Origin of the sequence: Bacillus cereus group sp. BfR-BA-01380, assembly GCF_022663535.1 — a bacterium.
GTDB lineage: Bacteria > Bacillota > Bacilli > Bacillales > Bacillaceae_G > Bacillus_A > Bacillus_A cereus_BB.
Genome location: NZ_JAKUFS010000027.1, coordinates 22,559 through 41,016, shown reverse-complemented (window position 1 = coordinate 41,016; position 18,458 = coordinate 22,559). Strand labels below are relative to the sequence as shown.

Below are 18,458 nucleotides of genomic sequence, written 5' to 3'. Positions count from 1 at the left end.
TATTTTCGTGGCAACAATCTATATGCTGAAAATTTCTAAATGGAATGTAGGGCTGAGTAATTACAAAAGGAGGTTCATTGCTTGAATATCTTCAATATTGCGATCACGCAAATAAAAAAAGAGTTTCGAGATATAAGAACATTAGTCTTTATGTTGGCATTCCCAGTTGTACTGATGTTAATTTTGGGAACAGCTTTAACAAATGCATTTAACACTGACAATCTTTCTATTAAAAATATAAAGATATTATATAAAGATGAAGCGGATAGTAAGTTCTCACAGGCTTTTGAAACATTTATAAAAGAAACAGATAAATCGGGAATTCACTTTACAAAAGTTTCTACGGATGTAGATGGAAAAGAAGAAGTGAAACAAAACAAATATGCTGGCTATGTAGAAATGAATCAAGATGGTGTGAAGTTATATGAGAGTGATCGAAATAGCATTGAAGGAAGTATTGTTGAGGGAATGCTTACTACATTTGTCGATAAGTACAATGTAGTAGTAGAAGTTGCAAAAGTAGATCCTGCGAAAGTGAGTACGGTGATTTCAAGTGGGAACCATGATGATTATATAAAAGAGACCTCTTTACAAGCTGCTAAAAAACCAAGTTCTATGGATTATTATGCGGTTGTAACAACGACAATGATTGTCTTGTACGGTGCGATGGGGGGGAGTTCTCTGATTCGCGAAGAGCGATTACGAAAAACCGGAGATCGTTTAATTGCCTCTCCTGTTAGTAAAGCGGAAATTTTCATTGGAAAAATTTTGGGTAGTCTTGTCACAAATGTACTTTGTGTACTTCTTGTTATTTTCTTTAGTAAGTTTGTGTATCAGGCAAATTGGGGTGACCATCTTGGTATAGTGTTTCTAATTTTACTGACAGAAGTATTACTCGCGATTAGTTTTGGATTAGGAATGGGATATATTATGAAAACAGGTGAGGCAGCTAGAGCGGTTATTATGGTTGTTGTACAGTTAGCTTCTTTTTTTGGCGGAGCATACTTTGTAGTCGAAGAAAACATGATTACAAATATGTCGCCATTAACATGGGCAAATACAGCGATTATGAAAATTATTTATGCGAATGATTTAGGAGCAGCATTTCCGGTCATTTCTTTAAATCTTGGAATTTCAGCACTGTTTTTATTGATTGCGATTATCGCATTACGCAGACGGGAGGGGCTATAATATGAAAGATATTTTATGGCTCATACAAAAAACATTATCTGTACTTTTGAAAAATAAAAAAGGGTTACTTCTTATTATCGGATTGCCAATTGCAGGAGCATTGCTTTCATTTCTGATTTATGGAAATGCAGGGCAGGGGACATTGCGTATTGGGATTGTAAATCATGAAAATCATTATATCGCAAATGATACGGTGAAATTTATAGAAGGATTAGACCATGTAAAAATTAGTAAAATTCAATCATCAGAAATAGAAGAGAGCCTTGCCTCAAAAAAGCTTGATGCGGTCATTACGTTAGATTCAGGCTTTTCGCAAAGTGTTCGAGACGGGAAGCCAAGTCACATTGAAATCTCCTCCATTAAAGGTGCGCAAATTACAGGTTTTATCAAATCGTATTTGTATAATTATATGGATAATATAACGGCAATGGGTAAAGTAGCACAAGATGATCAAAGTAAGTTTGACAAGATGTATGCAAGTTACCAAAAGAATTCATTCAAGTTAACAGCTCATACGCTTAAGGATACTTCGAAAAATAAAGATATGACGAATCAAACGATTGGTTACCTTATGATGTTTATGTTATTTTCAGCGGTGAACTTTTCAGAACTCATTTTAAAAGAAAAAGAGAATAGAACGTATTTTAGATTATTATCGACACCAATAGACGGAAGGAAATATATATTATCTAACGTTGCTGTTAATGTGGTGATCATGATGGTACAAATCATTGTAACGGTACTGTTTATGACCAATGTATTTCATATTAATCCGAATATACCATTATTGGTTTTGATTGGAGTATTGATGATATTTGGCTTAATTGCAATTGGTTTATCGTTAGCGATTGTATCTTTTGCAAAAAACTCGAGTTCAGCAAACGCAATGCAAAATATTATTATTACACCGACATGTTTGCTTGCGGGATGCTTCTTTCCGTTCGACATTATGCCAACATCAGTACAAAAAATTGCTGAATTTCTTCCGCAGCGTTGGTTATTAGATACAATCACAAAATTACAGCAAGGAACGCAGTTCGCAGATTTATATTTAAACATTTTAATCTTATTCGCCTTTGCAATTTGCTTCTTCTTAATTGCTATTTATAAATTTGGGCGTAATAATGATGCTAGGACTTTTATTTAATAAAGATGGAAAAGGGGTACAGTTGAATGCTGTACCCCTTCAAAATCACTTTGTAGATTAATTGTAATAAAACGATCACTTCACATAGTTTGTATTTGATGGTTTAAGGAATTTCTTAACCGGTATCCTTCGTAGTAATTTCCATCCTGTAAACCCAACTAAGAGGCCAACCAAATGAAAAATAATACTAGTAGTGTCAAAAGTACCTACTAACATGACAATATACAACAACTCAATTGTTAAAGTTAATTTAATAAAGAGCATAAAAGCTGCTTTAGAAGAACGGAACCTATGAAATAGAATAGGAATTAAAAATCCCAATGGAATCAATAAAATAATAGGTTTAACTGCATGAGCTACCCAATAACCAGGTATGTTATACAGAAAAAGGGTATAGAAAGGTGTGATATCAATAAAAGTACGAAGCAACCACATTACATCATGATTTCTTGAAAATTGCTCAATAATCCTAAGAAACCACTCACGACCAACGCTATTTCCTAAATACTGATACCAAACAAAGAATAATATGTAAGGAACAAATAAAGACCATGCAGAGCGCCTTATGAATTTTTCATATGGAAAAATAGCTTTTTGAAGTTCTCTCCCAATAAAATTTGGTTCTCCAAAATGTTGTAGGGCTAATTGTTTTGCTTGTTTTGTTGACATCCCTTTTCTAATATATTCTTCGTTTAAACTAGTAAGATGATCAAGCAATTCTAAAGCTAGTTCTTCACGGGCTGACTTATCTAGATTACTCTTTTTTACAATACATTCTATGTAATTTTCAAAATCTTTCATGCGAATTCTCCTTTCCTGCAAGTTTGAATAAGCGCAGTGATTTGTCCCCAATAATTCAGCTTCTTCTCTAGTTCCTGCTTGCCAGTTACAGTAATGCAGTAAAATTTTCTCTTTTGTCCTGTTTCTGATTCTCTCCAGTAAGATTCAATCAAATTCTTTTGTTCCATTCGTTTGAGTGCTGGATATAGTGTACCTTGACTCATATGGTAAACGTCGTTACTTTGTTCTTTTAGTTTTTGAATAATTTCATAACCATAAGTATCATAGTGAGAAATTATAGAGAGTACAAGTATATCGATACTTCCTTTCATCATCTCTTTGTCCATTTTTTCATCTCCTAAACCACATCGTAACACGATATATGTCGTGAAACAACATATAGAATAGAAAATAGAATCTTTCATTTTGAAAGATGCCATTAGTAACTTAATTTGATGAAAGCTTTATTTTAATCGTTTTGGGTATATGTATATGGGTATGAATATTACTCATAGAACCAAAAAGGCCGGGAATAAAGACAATAGGTGTTTTTGCGTTAAGATTTTTCATCTATTCCTCCCCGTATGTATAAATAATAGTAAAAAATAATATGAAACGCTCTGTAAACAAGCATGAAAAGCACCTTCTGCTGAAATACTATGTAGAGGCAATTATTTTGTGCGGAAGGAAATCGAAATGGTGAAAAAAATACTTCGAATTATTTCTATTATTATTGCTATATTCGTTTTACTGCTTGTTTGCATGCATGTTGATGTTACACTGGGAAGAAAAATAGAAGCGAAAAAAAATCAAACGAAAGAATATGAACTTCACTATAGTGATTTTCAACTATATGTTGATGGACAATCTTTGTATCAGCAGCTATTTTCTGACATAAAAGAGGCGAAACATTCAATTTTTACTTATTTTTTTATCATTTCAGATGATAAAAGCAGCCATACTTTTTTGAAGCTGTTGAAAGAAAAAGCAAAAGAGGGTGTACAAGTATACCTATCAGTCGATCGGATTAATGATTTGTCTTTCAAAACAAAAATGAAAAATGAATTACAAGCAAGTGGTGTTCATTTTACATATAGTAGAAAAGCTGAATTGCCATTCTTTTTTTATTCGCTACATCATCGGAATCATCGCCGAATTACAACGATCGATGGGAAAATAGGATATAGTGGTGGTTTTAACATAGGAGATGAGTATTTAGGGAAAAATAAGAAATTTGGATATTGGCGAGATTATCATATACGAATAACAGGAGACGGGGTAAAGGATTTAGAAGAACAGTTTGCATTAGACTGGAAACGAGATACTTCTGAAGCGATAGCAAGTATTTCTAAGCAGAGTATCCCAGGGAAAACGTTATATACACTGTCTAGTTATAATGGTCATGATATAATCCAAAAGTATATTGAATTAATAAAACAGGCAAAACACTCTATCGTAATTGCCACTCCGTACTTTATACCAAAAGATGAAACACTTATGAATGCCTTAATTCAAGCAAGGCAGCGTGGTGTTTCCATTAAAATAGTGTGGTCTTTCAAGCCGGACATTCCTTTTATAAAAGAGGCTGCATACCCTTATATTCGTAAAGCGGTCGAGAATGGTATTTCGGTATATGGATATAAAAAAGGGATGTTTCATGGAAAAGCTATGGTATTTGATAATGAAACAATTGTTATCGGAACAGCGAATTTTACTCCACGTAGCTTTTATATCAATGATGAGATGAATTTCTATATAAAGGGTGGTCCACTTCTGCAACAAGTAAATCAGGCATTAGCACAGGATATTCAAGATTCAAAAGAAATGACGATAACATTTTTAAATCATTTATCCTTTTTAGAGAAATGTAAAGAAAAGATCGTTGGGATGTTTAATTATTACTTATAGAAGCAGAAATATGAATGAGAGAAAATGCAGCGTGATGCTGCATTTTTTCTCATTCATAATGATTTTTGAAGAAACGAAAACATATTTTTACAACATATACTTTGGATGATAAACTAGAATGGCAGGAAAGAATTATTTTCCATTAGTAAAAGAAAGTGTGTGGCTGGATTCCGTGAGGAGGAATTGGAGTGAAACGTCAAAATGTTATTCGTGAGATTGCGGAGAAAATGTGTGCGCTTACATTAAATCATCCAGTAAGAGTGGGTGTTAGTGGTATTACAGCTTCGGGAAAAACAACATTTGCAAATGAATTGGCGAAAGAAATTCAAAATCAAGGAAGAAAAGTAATTCGAACGAGTATCGATCACTTTCACAATCCAAGAGCAATTCGATATTCACAGGGGAAGGAATCAGCGAAGGGGTATTATGAAGATGCTCATGATTATAAAGCCATTTCTGAACGATTATTAATGCCATTAGGATCTGATGGTACGATGCGTTATGAAATACAATCACACGATTTAGAGACCGATATGTATATCCATTCTGAACCTGTACTAGCATCAGAAGATACAATATTTATAGTAGATGGAACCTTTTTATTTAAGGAAGAACTAAAACATTTATTTGACTATAAAGTATTTGTAGAAACAGACTTCAAGATTGCTAGAGAACGTGGTTCCAAGAGGGAAGCGCAAGCTTTTGGAAGTGAAGAGAAGGCAGGTGAAATGTTTTTACAGCGATATCATGCGGCTTGTCATATGTACATAGAAGAGCATGAACCAAAGGATTGTGCGGACGTAGTTGTGAACAATAATACTATAGAAGAACCAGTAGTTGTATTTAACAATTTGTGAATGTACATACATATAAGTTAGAAAACGACATAAAAACCCCTTTTTTAGGAGGTCGAGAGCATCTGGCCATGTATAGAAGCGGTCAGGGCCATTTCCTGCCACATGCAAGGTTTAAAACAAAAGGAGAAAGCGAGTAGCAGTCATGTTGTATTCTGCAAGGCAGCGACTTATATGTTCTCCTAATCATGACTCCTTGTTCATCAAAGTTACAGAGATGGACGGGTAAATGATAGTCACGAGCAAGTAGTAAAGCTGAATGCTCCATCACTTTTATATTGCTTTTGACAACATAAGTGAATATTTCAAGAAAAAAATTCGAAAGTTTTGTGACAAACTTGTAGGTTTTTGTCTGATTTTGTAGGTTCACCTATATCATGTGAATAAGCTTTTATACATACAAATTGAAAGCGTTCGCATGGAGGGGATGAAAATACATGAAAAAATTCGGATTAGCTACACAAATTTTTGTAGCGCTCATTTTAGGGATTGTAGTAGGGGCAATCTTTTATGGGAATAAAACAGCTATTTCCTATATTACACCGCTTGGAGATATTTTTATTCATTTAATTAAAATGATCGTCGTTCCAATTGTTATATCTGCACTTATTGTAGCGGTAGCTGGTGTGGGCGACATGAAGAAGCTCGGTAAATTAGGCGGAAAAACTATACTCTATTTTGAAATTATCACGACGATTGCTATTTTAATGGGATTAATAGCAGCAAATGTGTTCCATCCAGGAACGGGCGTTGATATGAGCCATTTACATCAAAGTGATATTTCAGCATACAAAGCAACAGCTGATGCAACGCAGAAAAAAGGTTTTGCAGAAACAATTGTTCATATTGTACCAAAAAACGTGTTTGAATCTATTGCACAAGGCGACTTATTACCAATTATTTTCTTCTCAGTGTTATTCGGTTTAGGGGTTGCTGCAATCGGAGAAAAAGGAAAGCCAGTCTTTCATTTCTTTGAAGGTGTATTAGAAGCAATGTTTTGGGTGACAAATCAAGTCATGAAATTTGCTCCGGTTGGTGTATTTGCATTAATTGCTGTTACGGTTGCAAAATTTGGAGTGGCTACACTGCTTCCGTTAGGGAAATTAGTGGTGGCAGTTTATGTAACAGTTATGTTATTTGTTATTGTTGTACTAGGTATAAATGCAAAAATGGTGGGAGTAAACATTTTCACCTTAATGAAAATTTTAAAAGAAGAATTGATTCTTTCTTTTACAACAGCGAGTTCAGAAGCTGTTTTACCAAATATTATGAGAAAAATGGAAGAGTTCGGTTGTCCGAAGGCCGTTGCATCTTTCGTAATACCTACTGGTTATACATTTAACTTAACTGGATCAGCTATTTATCAAGCGTTAGCGTCACTATTTGTAGCGCAAATGTACGGTGTACACATGTCACTAACAGAGCAAGTTACATTGTTATTTGTTTTAATGTTAACGTCTAAAGGAATGGCTGGTGTTCCTGGCGCTTCCTTTGTTGTTGTATTGGCAACATTAGGTTCGATGGGACTTCCATTAGAAGGAATTGCTTTAATTGCTGGTATTGACCGCATTTTAGATATGATTCGCTCATCTGTCAATGTATTAGGGAATGCATTAGCAGCGATTGTCATGTCGAAATGGGAAGGTGAATTTGATCAAGCGAAAGCAGACCAGTATGTAGAAACTGTAAGTCAAACAAAAGCAGCATAAATTGAAAGTTTAATTAGTGAGAGATTTTTATCTCTCGTTGATTATTCGTGAACGAATTGATTTATCACAAATAGTATATCTCCTGCTTCATTTTTTATTTCTTGTAAAATTTGAGCTAGGAGAATGGTTACATATGAATGTGGGACAAAATAAGTTGAGGAGTGAACATATATGGCAACAATAACTGAAGCTACAAAAGATGTGCGAATTGAAAGAGATTTTTTAGGTGAGAAAGAAGTACCAATGCATGCGTATTATGGTGTTCAAACGATGCGTGCAGTCGAAAACTTCCCGATTACAGGTTATAAAATTCATGAGGGATTAATTAAAGCACTTGCGATTGTAAAAAAAGCGGCGGCGCTTGCGAATACAGATGTTGGACGATTAGAACTAAAAAAAGGTACAGCAATTGCAGAGGCGGCACAAGAGATTCTTGAGGGGAAATGGCACGAGCATTTTATCGTTGATCCGATTCAAGGCGGAGCTGGAACTTCTATGAATATGAATGCAAATGAAGTGATTGCCAATCGTGCTCTTGAATTATTAGAAATGGAAAAAGGCGATTATCATTATATTAGTCCAAATAGCCATGTGAATATGGCACAATCAACAAATGATGCATTCCCAACTGCAATTCATATTGCGACGTTAAACTTGTTAGAAGAGTTATTACAAACGATGGGATATATGCGTGATATCTTTGAGTTGAAAGCAGAGCAATTTGATCATGTTATTAAAATGGGACGTACGCATTTACAAGATGCTGTACCAATTCGTCTAGGACAAGAGTTTAAAGCATATGCTCGTGTGCTTGGGCGCGATATTAAACGCATCGAGAAATCTCGTCAACATTTATATGAAGTAAATATGGGAGCGACAGCTGTTGGTACAGGATTAAATGCAGATCCGCAGTACATTGAGGCTGTAGTAAAACATTTAGCGACTATTAGTAAATTGCCACTTGTTGGAGCAGAGGATTTAGTAGATGCAACGCAAAATACAGATGCATATACAGAAGTATCAGCTGCATTGAAAGTATGTATGATGAATATGTCAAAAATTGCAAATGACTTGCGCTTAATGGCATCTGGTCCACGCGTTGGGTTAGGTGAAATTATGCTTCCAGCTCGTCAACCTGGTTCTTCTATTATGCCAGGGAAAGTAAACCCTGTAATGCCAGAAGTGATTAACCAAATTGCGTTCCAAGTAATTGGAAACGACCATACAATTTGTCTTGCTTCAGAAGCAGGCCAATTAGAGCTAAATGTAATGGAACCAGTGCTAGTATTCAACTTACTTCAATCAATCAGTATTATGAATAACGGTTTCCGTGCTTTCACAGATAATTGCTTAAAAGGAATTGAAGCAAATGAAGCGCACTTGAGAGAGTATGTTGAGCAAAGCGTTGGTATTATTACAGCTGTGAATCCACATATCGGATACGAAGCAGCAGCTCGCGTTGCCAAAGAAGCAATTGCAACTGGTCAATCTGTCAGAGAGCTTTGCTTGAAAAACGGTGTATTATCACAAGAAGAATTAGACTTGATTTTAGATCCGTTTGAAATGACGCATCCTGGAATTGCGGGAGCATCTCTTTTAAAGAAAAATTAAAAAAAGGGGGACTTTCCTCCTTTTTTTGTTTACAATATAGAAATGTTATATATACATAAAGGTAGGGGTTATATGAGTAAGTTTACAGTTTCCTCGGATGGAAATTTAGAAACGGCATTACGAGGAGCGGAAGTATTAGCAACACCACTTTTAAATAAGGGTGTCGCTTTCTCGACAGAGGAAAGAGAAGAATTAGGATTAAAAGCGTTGTTACCACCAGCTGTATTAACATTGGATGAACAAGTACGCCGTGCGTATGAACAATTTTGTTCACAGCCGGATGACTTATTAAAAAACGTATACTTAACAGCACTGCATGATCGTAATGAAGTACTATTTTATCGTTTGCTTACAGATCATTTGCGAGAAATGCTTCCGATTGTATACACGCCAACTGTTGGCGTGGCGATTCAAAGATATAGTCATGAGTATCGTAAACCACGTGGTGTGTATTTATCAGTTAATGATCCAAATGGTATTGAGGACGCATTTGCTAACATTGGTGCAACTGCAGAAAATATTGATTTAGTTGTTGTAACAGACGGTGAAGGTATTTTAGGAATTGGAGACTGGGGCGTAGGTGGTATTAATATTGCCATTGGAAAACTAGCTGTTTATACAGCAGCAGTTGGTATTGATCCAAGTCGTGTATTACCTGTTATTTTAGATGTTGGTACAAACCGTGAGGATTTATTAAATAATCCGTTTTATATCGGAAATCGTCATCCTCGTGTAACCGGAGAAGCGTATGATACATTTATTGATTTGTTTGTAAACGCTGTATGTAACAAGTTTCCGAATGCATTACTGCACTGGGAAGATTTTAGCTCGCGTAATGCACGCAGAATTTTAGATAAATATCGCGATAACGTATGTACATTTAACGATGATATACAAGGAACTGGCGCTGTTTCACTGGCAGCTGTGTTATCAGCTGTGAAGGCTTCCGGTGTTCCACTTTGTGAACAACGCGTTGTAGTCTTTGGTGCGGGTACTGCTGGAATTGGAATTGCAGATCAAGTACGTGATGCGATGGTGCGCTTAGGTTTATCCGAGGAAGAAGCAAACCGACGTTTTTGGTGTATTGACCGTAATGGTTTACTTACTGATAATATGGATGATCTTCTTGATTTCCAACGTCCTTATGCACGTGAGAAGTCTGAAGTCGAACAATGGAAGCAATCAGAAACGATTGGTCTTGCTGAAGTTGTAAAACATGTACAACCAACTATTTTAATCGGAACGTCAACAGTTGCTGGTGCGTTTACAGAAGAAATTGTAAAAGAAATGGCAGCACATGTGGCAAGGCCAATTATTTTACCAATGTCTAATCCAACGCCTCTTGCGGAAGCGAAACCAGCTGACTTAATTTCTTGGACAGAAGGGCGAGCGCTTGTTGCAACTGGTAGTCCGTTCGAGCCAGTTACATATAATGGAGTTACTTATGTAATTGGGCAATCTAACAATGCACTTATCTTCCCGGGTCTTGGTCTTGGTACAATTGTTGTTCGTGCTCGTGTGATGACAGATGGTATGTTTGCGGCAGCAGCAGAAGCGGTAGCAAGTATGGTAGATACAAGTCAACCTGGTGCACCAATTCTTCCGGAAGTAGAAGAACTGCGTAATATTTCAGAGATCGTTGCTGTTGAAGTAGCAAAAGCGGCGGTTGCTGAAGGTGTTGCTCGTGAGGTATTAAGTGATAACGATATCAGGAAGGCTGTTCAAGATGTAATGTGGCAACCTGTTTATCGTCAAATAAAAGCAGTTGAAAAAGTAACAGCATAGGAATAGAGCCCGTTTATATAATAAGCGGGCTTTCCTTATTATGTTTCAAAACTAACTAATGGGAAGTGACGTGTTTGAACTGGCATCAATTGTGGAAGAAAGATATTTCGCTGTTAATTATTTTAATTTTGACTGTTCCGATAGCTGGAGAACTGAATTTTCATCCATTTAATGATACGTTTCGTGTTAGCTTTGGAACACCGATTTTCTTCTTTTTACTATTATTTTTAAGGAAAATTCCAGCTGCTGTAGCAGGAATTCTTGTTGGGGCATCTGTAGTAGCATTTCGAATTGGCCTTGACTGGATGCTACAAGGTTCTTTTCATTTCTCAGACTCCTTTTGTATGCGTTATCCAGTCTTCTTTTATTATTTCGTATATGGAAGTCTTTTTTCAATATGCAAAGTAAATCGATTTCATCAAAAACCATTTTTTATCGGATGTTTTGGCATTACGATTGAAATTATTTCAAGCATGGCAGAACTTGCTTTTTATCATATTTTTGTGCTGAGTACGGTCATTACAGTTTCAGAAAGCAATAAAATTATTATTATTGCTATTTTCCGTAGTTTTTTTGCGCTCGGTTTTTTAAATATGATGAGTTTATATGAGACAAAATTAAAAGAGGCGCAGGTCCGGAAAGAAAATGAAAAGATGTTTATGCATCTTTCTAATTTGTATGTAGAATCTGTTCATTTGAAGAAAACGCTGCAAAATGCGGAAAGGATTACACAAGGAGCGTACCAATTATATCGAGATTTACAACAGAAAGGAAGCACTGGGAATGATATAGAGGCGTATAGTAAAAATGCGCTAAAAATTGCAGGAGAAGTACACGAAATCAAAAAAGATAATCAAAGAATTTTTGCAGGATTATCTAAACTTCTTTTAGATAAAGATCTTTCGGAATATATAAATGGAAATGAACTGGCGGAAATGATTATAAGAATTAACGAGAAATACGCACAGTTATTACAAAAGGAAATTGTATTTTCTAAACAGATAGAAGGGGAACATACGCAGTATCATGTATATACTGTTTTGTCGATTTTAAATAATTTAGTTGCGAATGCTGTAGAAGCAATTGATCGTGTTGGTGCAATTACAATTCATGTTAAGAAGCAAGGGGCGGTTGTCACGTTTGAAGTAATAGATGATGGTCCGGGCATTTCGGGGAAATATAAGGAGTTAGTATTTAAGCCTGGTTTTACTTCAAAATATGATCAAACAGGAACACCTTCAACAGGAATTGGTCTATCTTATATAAAAGAGATGGTGACGGAACTAGGTGGAGAGGTTATACTACAAGACAGAGACGCTGAAAGAGGCTGCAAGTTTATTGTACGGCTGCCGGAATCTAGCCTGACTAAGGAAGGATGAGCCTATGTTTTATTACATCATAGATGATGATGAAGTATTTCGTTCTATGTTAGCGCAAATTATTGAAGATGAGGATCTTGGAGAAATAGTGGGAGAAGCAGAAGATGGAGCTTTCGTAGAAGGAGATCAGTTAAATTTTAAAAAAGTAGATATATTATTTATTGACTTATTAATGCCAATTCGCGATGGGATTGAAACGGTTCGGCACATTGCCCCGTCGTTTGCGGGGAAAGTGGTTATGATTTCTCAAGTAGAATCAAAACAATTAATTGGTGAAGCTTACTCCCTTGGTGTTGAATATTATATTACAAAACCTCTTAATAAAATTGAAGTTGTATCCGTTGTACGAAAAGTGGTAGAGCGTATTCGTTTGGAACGGTCTATTCAAGATATTCAAAAATCATTAAACAATGTATTTCAATGGGAACAACCACAAGTTCGAAATGAACCATTGCAAGAAGAGAAAAAAATAGCGGACTCAGGTCGTTACTTATTATCGGAGCTCGGAATCGCCGGAGAGAACGGAAGTAAAGATTTACTAAGTATGCTGGAATTTTTATATCAATACGAAAAGAAGGAAACCTTTGAACATGGAGTTCCAGTATTAAAAGATATTTTTCAACATATTACTGTTAAAAAGTTAGGTGAAATGGCTTCAGAGGGAGAAATTGATAAAGAAAGAAAAGCTTCAGAACAAAGGGTGCGCCGTGCGATTTATCAATCGCTCAATCACTTAGCTTCTCTCGGTTTAACAGATTTTTCGAATCCAAAATTTGAAAGCTATGCTCCGAAATTTTTTGATTTTACAATCGTGCGTAAACGAATGACAGAGTTAACAAACGAATCATTATCAACGACCGGTCATACACGAATTAATACGAAGAAATTTATTCAAGTGTTGTATTTTGAAGCGAAGCGGTTAACTGAAGACGATTAAAATAAAGGATTACGATATTGTGCTTTAAATATAACTTGAAAATTTCTATAAGTGGTTCTGTCATATCGTCATCAAGTAAATAGAAAACTGTATCCATATCATAAAAAAGCTATTCTTTTGTATAAGTACTTACTAAAAGAATAGCTTTTTTCATAATATAGATTATCGTAGTAATGAATTTTAAAAGTTATCTTTTTACAATGAGTAACCACTTGTTTTGTTGTTTTAAATCTTTGCTTTTCTCCGCAAAATAAACCCACACAACATCTATCTTACACTTACACGAAAGATACCAAGCGGAAATAGCAGTCCCTATCTTTCGGATTTGTCACCTGTATTACTGTTTGTCTTTGCGCCACCCGCTTTTTTAACACCTTTGCTTGTATAAGGTTTGGCACTCTTTTTTTTGTTGGCACTGGCTTTCCATCGGTTCCAGCCCTTACTGCCTGTTCCTCTACCTGTTCCACCTTTACCTTTAGCTTTACTCATATAATATAATCACTCCGTTATTATTGTATAGCAAATCTGTTTCCACAGTAGTCAATAAATCTTTAAAATAAAATTTGGGTTTATGACTTTTTCCTTTCCGACAGTTGCTCATAAAAATGAACAGCAGGATATAATAGTATATCATAACATGGACAGTAATGCGCAAAATTCTCAGGTTTATCCCGCTAATAGAAATCTTTTAATTTTTGCTGATAGTAATGTGTTATGTAAAAGGGGTTAAATCTTGAATACATTGTAACTACTCAGTTACTCTGTAAAAAAGGTAGAAAAGCATTTTTTTTAAATGGCCTGGGAGGGACTGGCCATGCATAGAAGCGGTCATTGCCTATTTCTGTCATGTGCAAAGTATGGTAACAAAGAAAGGCAGCAAGGTGCATTGTCATTTGTATCGTCACGGCAGCAATCTATGTGCTGAAAGGTAATAAGTGGTGTATGGCTGAGTAGTTGCTTTTTTTTACTGTTTAATATACGCCCATTTGTAACTATAGACTCCCGCAAAAGATTATTTTAGAGTAAAGGGATAGGAAAGAGATTAAAATTCTATTATTTCATGGAGGAGTAATATGGGGGAAAAAACAACAGTAATATCTATTTCAGCTGTATCTGGCGGCGGTAAGACAACCGTTACGAAGGAGTTAGCTAATAGACTGAATAACGCTAAGACTTTTCATTTTGATGATTATAATTTAGAGGGGCCAAGTGACATTTGTGCATGGATGGAAAAAGGTGCAGATTATAATGAGTGGAATGTTAGTCCCATAATGACAGATATTCTATCAGTATTAAATGATTCAGTTGTAGATTACATTATTTTGGACTATCCATTTTCGTACCTTAATAATGAGATGAAAGATGTGATAGACATTTCGTTTTATATTGATACGCCATTAGATATAGCAATGGCGAGAAGATTTATTCGTAATCCTTTACATACTATTGATGAGGTTCTTTTCGAATGTGAGGTATACTTGCAAGCTGGGAGAGAGGCATACTTAGAGATGGAGAAAAGTGTGAAACCTAATGCTGACTACGTAATTGATGGGGAGATGACGGTTGAAAATATCGTAGAAGCAATCGTAAATAAGTTGTAAAATCTAGTGTATTCATAAAGGATTCTTTATTGCGGTAAATTTTTTTCTATCTATGTCACGATTTATAAACTCAATTTGTCTTATATATGAACAGCAAAATAGCAGTCTGAAAAACTAGACGAATAAGTTGAAACGTATATGGGAGGTATAGAAATGAAAATTTTTCTAGCCGGGGCAACTGGTGTAATCGGACGTTCTTTAATTCCTTTGTTAGTAGGAGAGGGGCATGAAGTGTTCGGAATGATTCGTGATGAATCACGGGCAAGCACAATTACAAATTTGGATGCAAAGCCAGTAGTGGCCGATGCATTTGATCGAAATGCTGTATTCTCTGCATTAGAAAAGAGTCAGCCGGATGTAGTGATTCATCAACTTACATCGTTAAGTGCGGGAAGCTCGGTGGATAATGCGAAAATGCGAATTGAGGGGACAGAAAATCTTGTAGATGCAGCAAAATCAGTAGGTGTTAGACGAATGATTGCACAAAGTATTTCATGGGCATATGAGCCTGGAGAGGAACCTGCTACAGAAGAGGAAACGTTAGATATTACTGCTCCGTTTCCGCGAAAAACAACGATAGAAGGTATTATGGCGTTAGAAGAAAAAGTGTCTCAAATGCCGGAATTTGTAATCCTTCGTTACGGAACACTTTATGGACCAGGAACTTGGTATGCAACAGATGGAATGATTGCAAATCAAGTACGACGACAAGAAATGGCAGCAACGGATGGTGTTGTTTCTTTTCTACATGTAGAAGATGCAGCTAGAGCAGCACTATTGGCACTGGATTGGCCAACTGGTCCGATCAACATTGTCGATAATCATCCTGTATCAGGAAATGATTGGTTGCCTGTTTATGCTTCTGCAATTGGTGCACTTCAGCCTTCTTTTCAAGCTGGCAGTAATCGTGGTGAGCGCGGCGCTTCAAATACGAAAGCTCGAAAAGAATATGGGTGGGAGCCCATTCATCCTTCTTGGTCTAAAGGGTTTCAAAATCATTTGTAGAATCTTTTTCATAGTATAAGAAGATTATTTTTGAAAGTCCGTTTGTAGAGAAATTTGCATAGGTACACCCTAGAAAAATTTTTTCTAGGGTACTTTTGATTGCACACTATATTAGATTTTTGAATCAAGGAGTTTTGAGGAGGGACTAACATGAAACAAAATAACTTGGATGTAAATGAATTATACATATTGTACAAATCTTATTTTATTTCTATAGCATACAAAATGCTTGGATCTCTAAGCGATGCCGAAGATATTGTCCATGATACATTTATAAAACTGCAGATGAAAGAAATTCATCCAACTGATATTAAAAACATAAAGTCGTATGTAAGCAGAATGGTTGTAAATCGTTGTATAAATGAATTGCAATCAAGCCGAAAAAAAAGAGAAACTTATGTTGGTACGTGGTTGCCAGAGCTGATTGTACAGGACATGAAATGGGATCCTTCAGAGAAAATCATTCAAGATGACCAACTATATTATACTTTTGTTGTTCTTATGGAAAAACTCTCGGCTACAGAGCGAGCAGTTTATGTTCTAAAAGAAGCGTTAAATTTAAAACATAGTGAGATCGCTGACTTACTCCATATAACGGAGATGAATTGCCGTAAAGTGTTTAGCCGTGCGAAGAAGAAAATGAATGTATCTTTTGATGAAAATTCTACATCATACGAAATTCAGCAAGAGCAAATTCATAAGTTTATTTCTGCTTTATCGAGAGGCAACGTTCAAGAAATTTCAGCAATTCTTACTAGCGATGTAACACTTATTGCAGATGGAGGAGGGAACGTCGCTACAGCTATTAATCAAATTATTAGTAAAAAACGTGTACTAAGTTTGTTATCTGCTATTGCTACGAAATTCTTTGCCGGGAAAAAAGCACAAGCAGTATTGGTAAATAATCAACCAGGTGTTCTCATAGTAAAAGGTGAAGAAGTAGTTGGTGTTTTCAGTTTCGCTTGGAAGCAAGATACCAATCAAATTGAGCAGATTTTTTATGTCGTAAATCCAGATAAGCTGAAACGTATTTCCGGATATTAAAATTAAGATTGAAACATAGAGCTGTTCTAAATGTCATGACATTTAGAACAGCTCTTATTTATATTGTTACAAGTTAATCATTTTGATTAACTTGTATATTTTCGTAGAAATAACTTTGCTTCTTTCGTAAAGAAAGTGATATTAGGATAGTCAAGAATAAGATAGAGAAAATAGTAAGTACGACATATTTAAACATCATTTTGGTCCCGATATAAGGACCTATACTAGATCCTAGAAATAAAGTAAATGTATAAAGGGCCATTGCAACTCCTTTTTTCTTCCCGCTTATTTGTCCAATATGAAAAATGATAGAAGGTAGTACGATTGAAATTCCTGCCGCAAATAGGATTGTAGTGATAGAGAGAAAATAAATACGATCCCATTTCAAGAACAGAAGTACTCCGGTGCACGTGATCAGAAGCCCTAATGTAATCATTTTTGGGGCTTTAATATGTGTAATAAAGTTATTCATAAAAGGAGAAATAGACATTCCAATTAAGCCAAGGCATTGAAAGAGCAAAATTTCATGACTTGTAAGGTGATACATTTGGATTAATAAGTGATGTAAAGAACTATAAATGGCAACGAATGAAAGAAATTGCGTAAAGGTAATCACAAGGCAAATTGCTAAGTAGCGATTGCGAAATAATGTAAACATATCAAACCAGTATGCCATAGATAATGGACGATCACTTTTGATAGATGTAGGCAGAATGAAAGATAAGATTATTGCACATAAAAGATGAATGAAAGCGAAAAAATAAAAAAGAGTAGGAAAAGCGTATTGAGATATAAACCAATTACTGAGTATTTGTCCTAATAGGCTAGACATTGTAAACGCTGTGCTTAAAATCCCGATAACATAGCCTTGACGTTTTGGAATAAACAATTCGAATGCATATGCAAGTGCTAAAGGAGTAAATGTAGCTGCTACTAGTCCTTGTAAAGCTCTAAGGAACAAAAATAAGTTGTATATTTTGCAAACGCTAATCGCCAGCGTACAAAAGGACAAAGCGAATAGACCGGGAACTAATATATTTTTCTTTCCAAATCGATTGGAAAGAGGAGCGAAAATTAAGAATCCAATGGCGTAGAAAATGGAAAATATGCTGCTTGAGAGATAGGTAACATTTTTAGGGATTTGAAAATAGAATATAAGTTGACTTTCGATTGGAATCATGATGAAACCTTGAGAAACGACACTAATCCCAGCGGTGCAAAATACAAATACGTATAACCATTCAGAAGCTTTATTTGTTACATTACTCATGAAGATCCTCCTTACATTTTATCTGTACTAATAAGACAGAATAATTTGTTGAAGTGTGACTCATTGTGTAATGGATTTACGAATATATTTTTACATGAATTATTTGTAAATCCACAAAATAAAGAATTGAAAAATATTTTAAAACTTTTTGTTGACTTTCTTATTTTTTTGTATAGAATAAACATTAATAAAATGTTTCAGAGATGTGACAGTAAAACGACTGTGAAAGGAAGAGTA

General features: G+C 35.4%; 16 protein-coding genes and 1 other annotated feature (1 of these 17 cut by a window edge). Of the genes, 12 read left to right on the top strand and 4 right to left on the bottom strand.

What is annotated here, in order from left to right; genetic code table 11:
- Positions 1-81: 81 nt before the first annotated feature.
- Both MR076_RS20690 and MR076_RS20685 read left to right on the top strand, forming a co-directional pair.
- A complete protein-coding gene (locus MR076_RS20690) occupies positions 82-1,191 on the top strand; it encodes an ABC transporter permease (protein ID WP_242223799.1) in 1,110 nt (369 codons plus the stop codon).
- Between the two features lies 1 nt (position 1,192).
- Positions 1,193-2,338, top strand: coding sequence for an ABC transporter permease (locus tag MR076_RS20685; RefSeq protein WP_242223798.1), 1,146 nt, complete (start codon positions 1,193-1,195; stop codon positions 2,336-2,338).
- 75 nt (positions 2,339-2,413) lie between these two features.
- Here MR076_RS20685 and MR076_RS20680 read toward each other — a convergent pair whose 3' ends face one another.
- Positions 2,414-3,139 carry a VanZ family protein gene (locus tag MR076_RS20680; protein WP_242223797.1) on the bottom strand — a complete coding sequence of 242 codons (726 nt, stop codon included), beginning with the start codon at positions 3,137-3,139 and terminating at the stop codon, positions 2,414-2,416.
- Complete coding sequence (locus MR076_RS20675) at positions 3,136-3,465, bottom strand: PadR family transcriptional regulator (protein WP_242223796.1); 330 nt, start codon at positions 3,463-3,465, stop codon at positions 3,136-3,138. The genes MR076_RS20680 and MR076_RS20675 overlap by 4 nt, the downstream gene beginning before the upstream one ends.
- 349 nt (positions 3,466-3,814) lie before the next feature.
- Between MR076_RS20675 and MR076_RS20670 the strand changes: the two genes are divergently transcribed.
- The 7 genes from MR076_RS20670 to MR076_RS20635 all read left to right on the top strand — a co-directional run bounded on the left by MR076_RS20670 (position 3,815) and on the right by MR076_RS20635 (position 13,301).
- Entirely contained in the window at positions 3,815-5,026 is a 1,212-nt protein-coding gene (locus tag MR076_RS20670; protein ID WP_242223795.1) for a phospholipase D-like domain-containing protein, read from the top strand.
- A gap of 188 nt (positions 5,027-5,214) precedes the next feature.
- Positions 5,215-5,883, top strand: a complete 669-nt coding sequence (locus tag MR076_RS20665) for a nucleoside/nucleotide kinase family protein (RefSeq protein WP_242223794.1) — start codon at positions 5,215-5,217, stop codon at positions 5,881-5,883.
- Between the two features lie 434 nt (positions 5,884-6,317).
- The gene (locus MR076_RS20655) at positions 6,318-7,589 is read left to right on the top strand and encodes a cation:dicarboxylate symporter family transporter (RefSeq protein ID WP_242223793.1); all 1,272 of its coding nucleotides are present in this window, start codon (positions 6,318-6,320) and stop codon (positions 7,587-7,589) included.
- Between the two features lie 171 nt (positions 7,590-7,760).
- Positions 7,761-9,200, top strand: a complete 1,440-nt coding sequence (gene aspA, locus MR076_RS20650) for an aspartate ammonia-lyase (RefSeq protein ID WP_242223792.1) — start codon at positions 7,761-7,763, stop codon at positions 9,198-9,200.
- A 42-nt stretch (positions 9,201-9,242) separates the two neighbouring features.
- Positions 9,243-10,985 (top strand): oxaloacetate-decarboxylating malate dehydrogenase, encoded by a 1,743-nt coding sequence (gene malS / locus MR076_RS20645; RefSeq protein ID WP_277928563.1) that lies wholly within the window; start codon positions 9,243-9,245, stop codon positions 10,983-10,985.
- A 74-nt stretch (positions 10,986-11,059) separates the two neighbouring features.
- Entirely contained in the window at positions 11,060-12,364 is a 1,305-nt protein-coding gene (locus tag MR076_RS20640) for an ATP-binding protein (protein WP_277928562.1), read from the top strand.
- 4 nt (positions 12,365-12,368) lie between these two features.
- A complete protein-coding gene (locus MR076_RS20635) occupies positions 12,369-13,301 on the top strand; it encodes a response regulator (RefSeq protein WP_242223790.1) in 933 nt (310 codons plus the stop codon).
- 312 nt (positions 13,302-13,613) lie between these two features.
- Here MR076_RS20635 and MR076_RS20630 read toward each other — a convergent pair whose 3' ends face one another.
- Positions 13,614-13,790 carry a DUF3934 family protein gene (locus MR076_RS20630; RefSeq protein ID WP_020060606.1) on the bottom strand — a complete coding sequence of 59 codons (177 nt, stop codon included), beginning with the start codon at positions 13,788-13,790 and terminating at the stop codon, positions 13,614-13,616.
- A gap of 584 nt (positions 13,791-14,374) precedes the next feature.
- Between MR076_RS20630 and MR076_RS20625 the strand changes: the two genes are divergently transcribed.
- The 3 genes from MR076_RS20625 to MR076_RS20615 all read left to right on the top strand — a co-directional run bounded on the left by MR076_RS20625 (position 14,375) and on the right by MR076_RS20615 (position 16,951).
- Entirely contained in the window at positions 14,375-14,902 is a 528-nt protein-coding gene (locus tag MR076_RS20625; RefSeq protein ID WP_242223789.1) for a nucleoside/nucleotide kinase family protein, read from the top strand.
- A gap of 153 nt (positions 14,903-15,055) precedes the next feature.
- Positions 15,056-15,907, top strand: a complete 852-nt coding sequence (locus MR076_RS20620) for an NAD-dependent epimerase/dehydratase family protein (RefSeq protein WP_242223788.1) — start codon at positions 15,056-15,058, stop codon at positions 15,905-15,907.
- A 150-nt stretch (positions 15,908-16,057) separates the two neighbouring features.
- Entirely contained in the window at positions 16,058-16,951 is an 894-nt protein-coding gene (locus tag MR076_RS20615) for a sigma-70 family RNA polymerase sigma factor (protein ID WP_242223787.1), read from the top strand.
- Positions 16,952-17,024: 73 nt separating this feature from the next.
- Here the strand turns inward: MR076_RS20615 and MR076_RS20610 are convergent, their stop codons facing one another.
- Positions 17,025-18,221 (bottom strand): MFS transporter, encoded by a 1,197-nt coding sequence (locus tag MR076_RS20610; protein ID WP_242223786.1) that lies wholly within the window; start codon positions 18,219-18,221, stop codon positions 17,025-17,027.
- A 213-nt stretch (positions 18,222-18,434) separates the two neighbouring features.
- Positions 18,435-18,458: a binding site (T-box leader), on the top strand (it continues 236 nt past the right edge of the window).